Below are 11,948 nucleotides of genomic sequence, written 5' to 3'. Positions count from 1 at the left end.
GCCGCCCCTACCTCAGGGCTCCAGAGGGTCGATGACGGTCAGGCCGCGCCCGCGGGCGGCGTCAAGGAGCCGGGCGTCATGGGTGAGCACGGTGACCGGGTCGCGCGGGTCGTCAAGAAGCAGCGCGGTGGCCAGGTGGATGGCGTCAAGGGACTTCAGCTCCCCGGTCAGGTCACAGGCGCCCTCCACGACCTCACGGCTGATACCGATAAGGTGGATCTCGTCCAGGATCTCGTAGACGCGGCTCAGAGCGGTCCTGGTTCTCCGCGCCATGCGTACGAGCTCGATCCTCAGGAGCACGGACGAGGCGACCTTTGAGCGGTTGCTCGCGTCCTCAAGGATCCTGTGCGCCTGGTCAGCGCCCTCCTGGTCCAGGAGAGACAGTGCGACGAAGGACGTATCAAGATAGAACACTGAGATCGATCTCCTCACGGTCCTCATCAAGGAGCTGCTGAAGCGTCACACCCTCAGGAAGATCCCAGGCCCTCCACCGGACGTGTCCGCTTCTTCTCGCTGGACGCACCTCCCCCTCACGCAGCAGGCGCTCGTAAGGGGTCTCGCTGGTACTGATCGGAATGATCTGGGCAATGGGGTGGCCCTGGTCGGTCACCGTCACGGGCACGCCGGTCGCCTCGACCTGCCGGTAGATCTCCTCGGCCCGTTGGTCGGCCTCGCGAATACTGACGGTCTGCGAGGAGGGCGCAGACGGCTCCCCCGCCACCGGTCTGGATACGGTCTCAGCACTCATGAGCCTATTCTATGCCAGGTGCTCGGCTAAGAGGGTTGGTTAAGGCTGTCGTGCACCTGTCTGCCCGGGTGCGGGTGGGCCAGCGGCCCCGGCCCCGGTGGTGTACGTGCTGCCCGCCTGCTTGCCCGGGTGCGGGCAGGCCAGGGCGTAGCCGACGGCAGGCTCCTGGGCCGCGCGCCTGCCCGGGTGCCGGGGCTGTGGGCAGCCTGCAGTCACACGCCCCCGGTACCCTGCCCGGCACCCGGGCACGTGGCCGGGCCCCGGGCAGGGCTCGTGGACTGGACGGCGAGGAGCAGCCGGTCACCGGGTACTGGCGGTGCACCTCAGGCGGGCCGGTAGGTGAACCGCTCCCAGCCCAGGGCCTCAATGCGTCCGGCCAGGCGCTCACAGGCGGCGTCCCAGCCCGCGGCCGTGACCGCGAAGTCGCCGGTCGTACCCTGGCCGCGCGCCTGCTGGAGGGCGTAGACGCGCGCCCCGGCGTCGTGGACCCGGCAGGCCACCTCGTAGGCGTCGCGCGCCGTGACGTCCCCGGGGACCACGGTGGTGCGCACCTCGAAGGTGAGGTCCGACGGCGTCGCGCCCGCTCCGGACGGCTCCGACGCGCCACCCGCGGGCCCGGGCGGTACACGCAGCCCGGGCAGCTGATCGTCGCGGCCACCCCCCGCGGGCCCGGGTGCGACGTCCCGCGGAGCTCCCTGGGACCCGGGGGGGCCACCCCCTGCGGTCCCGGGGCGAGCGGAGGCGCCGGCCTGCGCGTCAATGAGGATCCTCAGGCACTCCCAGGCCCGCTCACCGGCGCGCTGGCGCCCCACCACCTGCGGGTAGCTGTCGGGCAGGGCCTTGACGTCCAGGCCCACCCAGTCCACGAGCCCGGCCGCCAGGACGTCCGCCAGCCTGCGCGGGTAGACCCCGGCCGTGTGCAGCCCGACGGCGAAGCCCGCCCGGCGCACCTCGGCGGCGGCGTCGGCCAGGGCGTCCTGGCGCAGCGCCTCCCCCCCGGTGAAGACGACGCCGTCGAGCAGCCGCCGACGCCTGGCCAGCAGGTCACGCACCTCCTGCCACGCCACCAGCCCCGGCACCCGCACCGGGATGAGCGCCTGGTTGTGGCAGTAGAAGCAGTTCCAGGGGCAGCCCTGGAGGAACACGGTGGCGGTGAGGTGGTCGGGCCAGTCCACGGTGGACATGGGTACCAGCCCGGCGATCACCAGGTCGTCGGCCGCACGCGGCCGCTGGCGAGCGGGCGCCCGCGAGACCAGCATGCGGTCTCACGCGCTCACGGCACTCAGGCGCGAGACGGCGGGGCCGTGGGAGCCGGCGGCGTCCTCGGTGAACATCTGCCGCTCGGCGTACTCGCCCTTCTTGCCGATATTGAAGGAGCGCACGGGGCGGAAGTAGCCCATGACGCGCGTCCACACCTCGCACTCGACCGGCTCGGCGCCCGGGTGCAGCGCCGCGCACTTCTCGCAGGTCTTGTGCTCCCCGGCCAGGTAGCCGTGGACGGGGCAGATGGAGAAGGTGGGCGTAATGGTGATGTAGGGGGTGCGGAAGGCGGTCAGGGAACGGCGGACGATCTCCTTGCAGGCCCTGGCCGAGGAGAGGCGCTCGTTCATGTACAGGTGCAGGACCGTGCCGCCGGTGTACTTGGTCTGGAGCTCCTCCTGCATCTCCTGGGCCTCAAAGGGGTCGTCGGTGTAGGCCACCGGCAGCTGGGAGGAGTTCGTGTAGTAGGGGTTGGTCTCGGTGCCCGCCTGGAGGATACCGGGGTAGCGCTTGCGGTCCTCCTTGGCGAACCGGTAGGTGGTGCCCTCGGCGGGAGTGGCCTCCAGGTTGTACAGGTGCCCGGTGGCCTCCTGGAACTCCACCATCTTGCCGCGCACGTGGTCCAGGAGGCGCACGCACATGGCGTGGCCGCGCGGGTCGGTAATGTCGTAGCCGCCGTCGGGCTCGTGGCGCGTGAAGTTACGGACCATCTCGTTCATGCCGTTGACGCCGATGGTGGAGAAGTGGTTGTCCAGGGTCCCCAGGTAGCGCTTGGTGAAGGGGAACAGCCCGGCGTCAATGTGGTGCTGGATGACGTCGCGCTTGAGCTCCAGGGTGTCGCGGCCGATCTCCATGAGCTCGTCCAGGCGGGCGGTCAGGGCGGCCTCGTCCTGCGCGTACAGGTAGCCCAGGCGGGCCATGTTCACGGTGACCACGCCCACGCTGCCGGTCTGCTCGGCGGAGCCGAACAGCCCGTTCCCGCGCTTGAGCAGCTCACGCAGGTCCAGCTGGAGCCGGCAGCACATGGAGCGGATCATCCCGGGGTCCAGCTCCGAGTTAATGAAGTTCTGGAAGTAGGGCAGGCCGTACTTCGCGGTCATGGTGAACAGGAGGTCGGCGTTGGGGGTGTCCCAGTCGAAGTCCTTGGTAATGTTGTAGGTGGGGATGGGGAAGGTGAAGACGCGCCCGTCGGCGTCGCCCGCGGTCATGACCTCCATAAAGGCGCGGTTGATAACGGCCATCTCCGGGGCGAGGTCGCCGTAGGTGAAGTCGCAGAGCTCGTCGCCAATAAGGGGGTGCTCGTCGGCGAGGTCGTCCGGGCAGGTCCAGTCAAAGGTGAGGTTGGTGAAGGGCGTCTGGGTTCCCCAGCGGGAGGGCACGTTGAGGTTGAAGATGAGCTCCTGCATGCACTGCTTGACCTGCTCGTAGGTCATGGAGTCCAGGCGGACGAAGGGCGCCATGTAGGTGTCGAAGGAGGAGAACGCCTGCGCCCCGGCCCACTCGTTCTGCAGGGTGCCCAGGAAGTTGACGATCTGTCCGACGGCGGAGGAGAAGTGCCTGGCGGGCCCGGCGGCAATGGCGCCGGGAACGCCGTTGAAGCCCTGCTGGAGCAGGTTCTTCAGCGACCAGCCGGCGCAGTACCCGGCGAACATGTCCAGGTCGTGGATGTGCAGGTCGCCATTGCGGTGGGCCTGCCCGGCGACGGCGGGGTAGACGTGGCTCAGCCAGTAGTTGGCCACCACCTTGCCGGAGGTGTTGAGCATCATCCCGCCCAGGGAGTAGCCCTGGTTGGCGTTGGCGTTGACGCGCCAGTCGGAGCGGTCCAGGTACTCGGTGATGGTGGCACCGGGGTCAATGGTGGGGCGCTCGCCCTGGGCGACGGCGCAGGCCGCCGAGGCGGGGGCGGCAGGGGCGCCGGGCGCGGGTCCGTCAGCGGCCGGGCCGGCCACGGGAGCGGGCACGCCGGTGTCAGGTACGGCAGCCTGCGCCTGGGCGGCGTCGGGGGCGGCAGGGCTGGTGCTGACGGGAACGGACACTGGACTCTCCATCACTCGGCGGTTGTTCACGACGTCTCGCGGAAGCCCCCGGGACCCGGGGGGCGACGGGAGCGACCATACCCCATATGAGGCCGCTTCACCACAGCATATAGGGGGAGTCCACATGATGGACCACAACATGTTGTGGTCCCATCGAGACATATCGCATCGATAACCGGTACTTTCCCCCGGCGTTCCGCGCTGGCGCAGACCTTGGTCCTAGTGGCACGCGGTGCCGTGGGACCGGCCCGGACCACCCGCCCGGCGTGTCGGCGCCCTGAGGCCGGGCGGGCCCTGAGGGCGCGGAGGCGGCGCGGTGGCCGCCCAGTGGCGGCGGCCGTTCTCGGGCGAGCCCTGCGGAGCCTGGAGACGGCACTCCCACGGCGACCCGCGCCCCGTCAGCACGCGGCGGGCCCTGAGGGGCGTGGAGGCGGCACCCTGACGCCGCGGTAGGCCTCCGGCAGGCCCGGCGGCCCTACCCGCTTCCGGGACAGGGCTCGTGTGCTCTCGTGAACGCGAGCCACCGGTCGGCGGCCCTACCCGGTCCGGGACAGGGTCACCCTCGGCGCGGGCCTGTCCGCCATGTTCAGGCCCGCCCTACCCACTCCGGGACAGGGGGTCGACCTCCACAGGACCGGCCCTCGCCCTCGCCCCGGCCGTGCGGGGTACCCCCAGGATCCGGATCCGCACGACCACGTCCACCGTCACGTCCTCGCCGTCGACCTGGCAGCCAGTCAGCTCCGCCCCGTTGGCGCGGGCGACCCTCGTCGCCACCTGGCAGGGATCCTCAGGGTGGTAGACGGAGGTCAGGGCGGTGGCCCCGGAGATCGCGGCCAGGTCGGCCGCCGCCTGCGCCCGCCCGGAGGCACTCTGGGACCTCATGAGCGCACTGGCTCCCAGGCACAGGACGAGGGCGACGGCAATGACGCCCAGGGCCAGGACGGTGCCCGACCCGTGCTCGTCCTGGACGGCACGCACCATGAGCGGGGCCTGCCCGCACCTGAGCAGGCTGCTCATGACGACTCCTCGGGCTCGGCGTAGGTGCAGGCCCGCGAGCGCGCCGTGAGCCCCAGGCCGCCCAGGGGCCCGGGCACCCGGCGCGACACGTTCACGCAGGTCAGCTCGCCGCGCTCCACGCTGACACTGACCTCCCCGGCGGCCGCGACCGCCGCGGCGGTGACGTCCTGCGACCCCAGCGCGGCCTGCCGGGCCGCCGCCCGGGCGGCCTGGGTGACCCGCAGCTGGGTGACCCCGGCGCTCACGGCCGCCAGGACGAGCAGGAGGACCAGGACCACGGCTGGCATGGCCAGGGCCAGCTCCGCCGTCGCCATACCGGCCTCACCCCGGCCACGGCGGGAGCGTGCGGACGCACCCGGCGCACTCCGCCCGCCCCGCCACCGGCGCGCGACGCGCCGGGAGCCAGCCGGTCCGCCGGCCCCCGGGCCGGTCCCCGGGCCAGGCCTCGGGTCGGTCCCTGGGCCAGGACCCGGGCCAGCCCCCCGGCGCGCGCACCGCCCAGGACCGTACCGGGGGCCCACGAGCCAGTGCCTCACCACCCACACCAGGACCACCTCAGCCCACGGAGAGCGCGGACTCGATAATGGACTGGAGGGTGGCGCGCAGGCCCCCCGAGCGCATAATCGCCAGGAGGAGGCCGGCGAACGCGGCGGCGGCAAGGGTCCCGATGGCGTACTCCGCCGTCGCCATACCCGCCTCACCACCGGGGTCCGGGCTCTCGTCCGGACCGGTCCGCGAGGCGGGGGTCATAGAGGCGGGGGACGTACGGCCGGCGGGGTGGGCCAGGGCCAGGGCGGACCGCACGGTGGTCGCAGTGTGCCTGAGAGTGATCATTGTGGTGCTCCTTCACTGTGGGGGGCCCGGGCGCCGGGCTGGCGCCGGCCCGGCACGCCGTCGGCCCGTGCGGGAGGTTCCCGCCCCACCAGCGTGGAGGAGCGCGTCCCCTGGCCGTTTTGTCCCCCGTTTGTCCTGTGGACAAACTGCCCGCACCCGCCCCCTGTGTGCTGAGCGACCGGCGAGGGGCAGAGGTTCGTGTTCCGGGGCGTGGAACCTGCTCCCCTGTGTGCTGAGCGACCGGGGCGTCCGTGTTGCGTACGATCTTGCAACGGCCTGCCCTAAGCGATCGGCCCAGACTCCTTAGTCTGTGGGACGTCTGGGCACCTGCCCCCTGTGCGCTGGGCGCCCCCCTGGGACGACGCCGTCCACCGGCCTGCCCGCCGCGCCCGTCGTGCGTCCCTGCACCCCCTCCCGCCCGGTGGCAGGTAGCCTGCAAAGCACCCTGGGACCTGCGCCCCTCCTGCTGAACCGGCCCGACGCCGTCTTCGACAGGGCCACCGCAGCCCGACCCGCTGGTGCCCCGCCACCGGCCCCGCCCGACGGCCCCCAGCCGGACGGGCACCCGGGAACCAGGGCACCCGCCCAGAAAGGAGTAGGTCGTGGGACCGGTCTTCCTCTCCCTGTTCTCTATCACGGTGGTCGCCTTCCTCGCGCCCCTGGTCTCCCTGTCCGTACCCCACCGGATCGTGCCCGAGACCGTCCTGCTCATTATCGGCGGCGTACTCATCGGCCCCTCCGGGCTGGGGGCAGCCGCCGCCCTGACCCCGATCGAGTTCCTCAAGGAGCTGGGCGTGGCCTTCCTGTTCCTCATGGCCGGCTACGAGATCGACGTCAACGAGCTGCGCGGCTCCGGGGGACGGCACGCGGTGGTGGCCTGGCTGGGCTCCCTGACCCTGGCCTTCGCGGCGGTGGCCCTCATCGGGGTCAGCGGCGGGGTCCTGTCCGCCAACGGCATCGCCATCGCCATCGCCATGACCTCCACGGCGATCGGCACGATCCTGCCGATCCTGCGTGAGCGCGGGCTCCTGTCCACGGCGGTGGGCACCTCCATCCTCAACCACGGGGCGGTCGGGGAGGTGGGCCCGGTCGTCCTCATGGCCCTCCTGCTGGGATCCCGCTCCACCTGGGCCAGCCTGGCGATCCTCCTCCTGTTCGGCGTCATCACCCTGCTCATCCTGCGTTTCACCGCCCAGGTCCAGCGGGTGGGGCGCCGCCTCGTCCGCGCGATCCAGATCGGCGGGTCCACGACGGCGCAGACCACCATCCGCGTCACCGTGCTGCTGCTGGTGGGGCTGTGCGCGCTCGCAGAGGCGTTCAACCTCGACGTGGTGCTGGGGGCCTTCGCGGCCGGGTTCATCCTGCGCTACGCCCTGCCGGACGGGAACCAGGAGTTCGAGCAGAAGCTTGACGGCCTGGCCTACGGGTTCTTCGTGCCGATCTTCTTCGTGGTCTCGGGTATGGGGATCACGGTGAGCATGTCAGCCAGCTCGCTCAAGGGTCTGGGGGCCTTCCTCCTGCTGCTGGTCCTGGTGCGGGGCCTGCCGGTGTGGGCGGGGGCGTTCCTGGAGCGGCGTCGGGACGGTTCGCGCGCCTACGACCTGCGCCAGTCCCTGCAGATCGCCGTGTACTCCACCACGGCGCTACCCATTATCGTGGCCGTCACCCAGGTGGCCGTCAACGCGGGGGCAATGAGCCGGTCCTTCGCCTCCACCCTGGTGCTGGCAGGGGTGGTCTCGGTCCTGGTCATGCCGACCCTGGGGCTGGCCCTGGGCAGCCAGAAGGACAAGGTGCCCGCCAACGAGGCCCTGGGCGTGGTGCAGGGTCCCGCGCCGCACCCCCACGACGGGCGCGCCGGACGGATCGAGGCGGCCGCCACCCGCCACGGCCTGACCCCTCTGGAGGCGCAGCACCTGGCTGAGCGCGTGGCCCAGATAGAGGCCGAGCGGGCGCGGTGGCGTCAGAGCGTGCGGGAGCAGATCCAGGCGCAGGTGCGGGTCCAGCACGACGCCGCCGCCCACCGCCAGAGGCTGGCCCAGCGCGAGGCGGCCCGCCAGGAGGCCGGACGACGCCGGGGCCTGGGGCGGGCCCGGGCCCTGGGCCGGGGCCTGCGTGACCGGCTGCGCCGCCCTCGCCCCCGCCCGCAGCGTCCTGACCGCCCCCGCAGCCGCCAGCGCCGGTAGGCGCCGGGGACGAGCGAGGCAGACGGCCGCGTCCCCGGCCACGTGGTCGGGGACGCGGCCGGGCCCGGGTCAATCCCTGCCGTAGCCTGGGCGCATGCCTGTCAGGAGCACGCTGAACGACTGGCCCGCACGTGTCACCGACGAGGACGTCATCGACGTCGTCGGCACCAGGTCCTTTGAGCGGGCCCGGCGCTACCTCGCCGAGGGCCGGGTGCTGACCCTGTCAACCAGCGACGACGGGGGGATTATCTCGGGCCAGGTGCGTGGCGCGGGCGGCGTCTACGAGGCCGTCGCCATGCACGTCACCGACGAGATCCCCCGCGACGGCGCCCCGGCCGTGCTTTGGGAGGGCAGCTGCTCCTGCCCGGTCGGGTCCAACTGCAAGCACTCCGCCGCCCTCCTCATGGAGGCCCGTACCCGGGCCGGGTCCCCACACGGTGCCGGGGCGGAGCCGCTGTGGGAACGGGACCTGGAGGCGCTCCTGACCGTCCCCCGGAGCGGCGATGCCCCCCTGGCCCTGGAGTTCTCCGAGGCGGGCACGCCGACCTGGTCACCCACCCGGGACCTGTCCGTGCGCCCCCTCATCCAGGGCAGGAACGGCTGGCTGAGGCGGGGGGCCTCCTGGGCCCAGGTGGTGGGCGGCAAGCTGGAGGGACGGGCCGTCAGCGCCCAGCTGGGGATCCTCTGCGAGATCGCCACCATGGTGCCCACGGACCTCTCCTCCCAGGACTCCCGGATCCCCCTCCACCAGGCGCCCGACCGTATCTGGGAGGTGCTCGCCCGCGGGGCCGCGCTGGGGCTGACCCTGACCACCGCGCAGCACGGTGGGAGCCCGGTGAGGATCCGGCCGGGGACCGTGCTGAACCTGGACCTGTCCCAGGGGGCCGACGGCGCCTATAGGCTCGCCCCGTACGTGGACCTGTCCGGGGTGGACCTGGGGGCGGCCGAGGACGTCCTGGCCGACCTCGCCCAGGAGGCGGGCGAGGACGAGGTGCCTCCCCGCAGGACAGCCTGGGGTGAGGAGCCCACCGGCCGCGCCCGGGCCCGTCGGCTGACCAGCACCGGCGGCCTGCCCCTGAGGCCCGTGGGCTCCCCGGTCCACGCGCTGACAGCCCGTGGCCTGGGCGGTGAGCTCCTCATCCTCCCGCTGGACCCGCCGCCGAGCAGCGTCGTCTCCCGGCTGCTGGTCAACCGGCCCGGTGGGGTCGTGATCCCGGCCGAGGACGTCCCCCACTTCCAGGAGCGGTACCTGGACCCCCTGCGACGCGCGGTGCCTGGCCTACGGGTGGACCGGGCCGTGGACCTGCCTGAGCCGGTCACCCTGCGGGCGGTCCTGCGCATTCGGGTCGAGGGCGCCACGCACCGCTCCCACCTGACCTGGCTCATGCGCTATTCCACAGGCTCCGGGGTCAGGCAGGAGGTGGAGGTCGGCGGCCTGACCCACCCCTCCGACCCGGGCGCCGGTCAGGAGGGGGGCAGGGCCCTGGACGGTCCCGGGACCGTCCGGGACGACGCCGGGACCATCCGGGACCGCGGCGCCGAGCTGCGCCTGTCTAACCAGCTCGTCACCCTCCTCCTGCCCCTGGCCGCCGAGCACGGGCCCCTGTGGGAGGAGCGCGAGCTCACCGGGATGGCCACGGCGGTCCTGGTGTCCCGGACGCTGCCGGTGCTGCGCGAGATGGGCACCGTCCTGGCCGACGCTGGCCGGCCCTGCCTGGAGGTGGAGGTGGTGGGCGAGGTGCCTGAGTACCGTCAGGCGGACGAGCCCCCGTTGATCACCACCGACGTCACCGAGGAGGCCGACCGCCCTGACTGGTTCTCCCTGCGGGTGCGCGTGAGGGTCGGCTCCGAGGAGATACCCATCACACAGCTCATGGCCGCCGTGGCCAGCGGCCAGTCGGAGATCCTCCTGGGCTCCGGGGCCTGGGTGAGCATCGACCGCCCCGAGATCCGCCAGCTGGCCCGTCTCATGGAGGAGGGGCGCCACCTGGAGGACCCGCACGCCAAGGACGGGACCATGCGCGTCTGCCCGTTCCAGGCCGGTTACTACCAGGCGCTGGTGTCCCTGGGGGTGGTCGGTCAGGCCGCTGGGCGCTGGCAGGAGGCGGTGGGACGTCTCCTGGCCGTGGCCGGGGCCGACCGGGAAGGGGACAGCCAGGAGGGGGCCGAGCAGGAGCAGGACGCCGGGAGGCGGGAGGGGGCTGGAGGCGGGGATCTCATTGACGTGCCCTTGCCGTCGGGCCTGGTGGCGACGCTGCGCCCCTACCAGGTCGAGGGATACCGCTGGCTGAACCTCCTGCGCTCCCACGGCCTGGGCGGGATCCTGGCCGACGACATGGGCCTGGGCAAGACCGTCCAGGTCCTGGCCGCCGTCCAGCGCATGGTCGAGGAGCGTCAGGCCAGCCGGGACGCCACAGCCAGCCCGGGCCGGGACGAGCACGCCCCGGTGCTGGTGGTGGCCCCCACCAGCGTGGTCGGCTCCTGGCTGGAGCAGGCGGCCCGCTTCTGCCCGGGTCTGCGCGTGGTGGCGGCGAGGCGGACGTCGGCCAGGCGGGGCGTCGCCGTCAGCGAGGTGGCGGCCGGGGCGGACGTGGTGGTCACGAGCTACACGATCGTGCGGATGGAGGAGAAGAGCTTCGCCGCCCAGCCCTGGTCCTGGGTGGTCCTGGACGAGGCGCAGTTCGTCAAGAACCACACCTCGGCCACCTACAAGACGGTGCGGCGTCTGAGAGCACCCTCGACGGTGGGGATCACGGGCACGCCCCTGGAGAACTCCCTCACGGACCTGTGGTCCCTGCTGTCCGCGACGGCGCCGGGGCTGCTGCCGGGACCGGAGCGCTTTGCGGCCCTCTACCGGCGTCCTATTGATCGGGGCAGTACTGAGAGGCTGGAGAGCCTGAGGACGCGGGTGCGGCCCTTTGTGCTGCGCCGCACTAAGGAGCAGGTGGCCGCTGACCTGCCGGAGAAGACCGAGCAGGTGCTCAGCGTGGAGCTGAGCAGCAGCCACCGCCGGGCCTACGACGTCCGCCTGGCCCGGGAGCGCCAGCGGGTCATGGGCCTGCTGGGGGAGGACTCCGCCCAGGCACGCTTCAGCGCCCTGAAGTCGCTGACCACCCTGCGGCTCATGGCGCTGGACCCCTTCCTCGTGTACGTCGCCGACGCCCAGGAGCCCGACGCCGACCCGGCCACTATCAAGCGGAGCCAGGCCGGGATGGCCAGGCAGCGGAACCGGGCCGGACGCCTGGGCCAGCGCACCCGGTCGGTCAAGGCGGACGTCCTCCTGGAGCAGCTTGAGCCGGTCGTGGCCGAGGGGCACAAGGCGCTCGTGTTCAGCCAGTTCACGAGATACCTGCGCAGTGTGGAGGAGGACCTGCGGTGTGCGGGGCTGCGTACCGCCTACCTGGACGGTACGACGACGAACCGCCAGGAGGTCATTGACTCCTTCCGTTCCGGCCAGGCGGACGTCTTCCTTATCTCCCTCAAGGCCGGGGGCTTTGGCCTGACCCTCACGGAGGTCGACTACGTCTTCCTCCTGGACCCGTGGTGGAACCCGCAGGCCGAGGCGCAGGCGGTGGACCGGGCCCACCGGATCGGCCAGGACAAGCCGGTCATGGTGTACCGCCTGGTGGCGACGGGGACCATTGAGGAGAAGGTCATGGAGCTCAAGGCCAGAAAGGCCGAGCTGTTCACCGAGGTCGTGGAGGGCGGTGCCGACGAGGCCTTGGCGGCCGAGGCGGGTGGCCGTGCCCGCCTGACCGTCCGGGACATCCGTGAGCTCATGGAGGGCTGAGCGGGACCGGGATGCGTCCATCTGGCGTGTGGCCTGGGGACGGTAGTCGTAGGAACAACCGTCCGCGCGGCCCTGGTTCA

9 protein-coding genes are annotated in these 11,948 nt (G+C 72.2%); 2 read left to right on the top strand and 7 right to left on the bottom strand.

Annotated elements, in window-relative coordinates; all coding sequences use genetic code 11:
• Positions 1 to 12: 12 nt before the first annotated feature.
• From JJJ15_RS07360 to JJJ15_RS07325, 7 genes are all read right to left on the bottom strand, one after another.
• The gene (locus JJJ15_RS07360) at positions 13 to 414 is read right to left on the bottom strand and encodes a type II toxin-antitoxin system VapC family toxin (RefSeq protein WP_200510308.1); all 402 of its coding nucleotides are present in this window, start codon (positions 412 to 414) and stop codon (positions 13 to 15) included.
• On the bottom strand, positions 401 to 748 hold the full coding sequence (locus tag JJJ15_RS07355; RefSeq protein ID WP_200510307.1) for a type II toxin-antitoxin system prevent-host-death family antitoxin: 348 nt from the start codon (positions 746 to 748) through the stop codon (positions 401 to 403). The genes JJJ15_RS07360 and JJJ15_RS07355 overlap by 14 nt, the downstream gene beginning before the upstream one ends.
• A 323-nt stretch (positions 749 to 1,071) precedes the next feature.
• Positions 1,072 to 2,007, bottom strand: a complete 936-nt coding sequence (locus JJJ15_RS13075; RefSeq protein WP_246741959.1) for an anaerobic ribonucleoside-triphosphate reductase activating protein — start codon at positions 2,005 to 2,007, stop codon at positions 1,072 to 1,074.
• Between the two features lie 6 nt (positions 2,008 to 2,013).
• The gene (locus JJJ15_RS07340; RefSeq protein WP_200510306.1) at positions 2,014 to 4,059 is read right to left on the bottom strand and encodes a ribonucleoside triphosphate reductase; all 2,046 of its coding nucleotides are present in this window, start codon (positions 4,057 to 4,059) and stop codon (positions 2,014 to 2,016) included.
• A gap of 582 nt (positions 4,060 to 4,641) precedes the next feature.
• Entirely contained in the window at positions 4,642 to 5,061 is a 420-nt protein-coding gene (locus JJJ15_RS07335; protein WP_246741958.1) for an Rv3654c family TadE-like protein, read from the bottom strand.
• Positions 5,058 to 5,375: a TadE family type IV pilus minor pilin gene (locus JJJ15_RS07330; protein WP_106110105.1), complete on the bottom strand. Its 318-nt coding sequence runs from the start codon at positions 5,373 to 5,375 to the stop codon at positions 5,058 to 5,060. Before JJJ15_RS07330 ends, JJJ15_RS07335 begins: the two co-directional genes overlap by 4 nt.
• Positions 5,376 to 5,616: 241 nt before the next feature.
• Positions 5,617 to 5,811 (bottom strand): DUF4244 domain-containing protein, encoded by a 195-nt coding sequence (locus JJJ15_RS07325; protein ID WP_200511983.1) that lies wholly within the window; start codon positions 5,809 to 5,811, stop codon positions 5,617 to 5,619.
• 686 nt (positions 5,812 to 6,497) lie between these two features.
• Here JJJ15_RS07325 and JJJ15_RS07320 point away from each other — a divergent pair.
• Both JJJ15_RS07320 and JJJ15_RS07315 read left to right on the top strand, forming a co-directional pair.
• Positions 6,498 to 8,078: a cation:proton antiporter gene (locus JJJ15_RS07320; RefSeq protein WP_200510305.1), complete on the top strand. Its 1,581-nt coding sequence runs from the start codon at positions 6,498 to 6,500 to the stop codon at positions 8,076 to 8,078.
• Between the two features lie 94 nt (positions 8,079 to 8,172).
• Positions 8,173 to 11,868, top strand: a complete 3,696-nt coding sequence (locus JJJ15_RS07315; protein WP_200510304.1) for a DEAD/DEAH box helicase — start codon at positions 8,173 to 8,175, stop codon at positions 11,866 to 11,868.
• The last annotated feature ends 80 nt before the right edge of the window (positions 11,869 to 11,948 follow it).

Source organism: Actinomyces sp. HMT897 (assembly GCF_016626125.1).
Taxonomy (GTDB): domain Bacteria; phylum Actinomycetota; class Actinomycetes; order Actinomycetales; family Actinomycetaceae; genus Actinomyces.
This window is presented reverse-complemented; position numbering and strand designations above follow the sequence as displayed.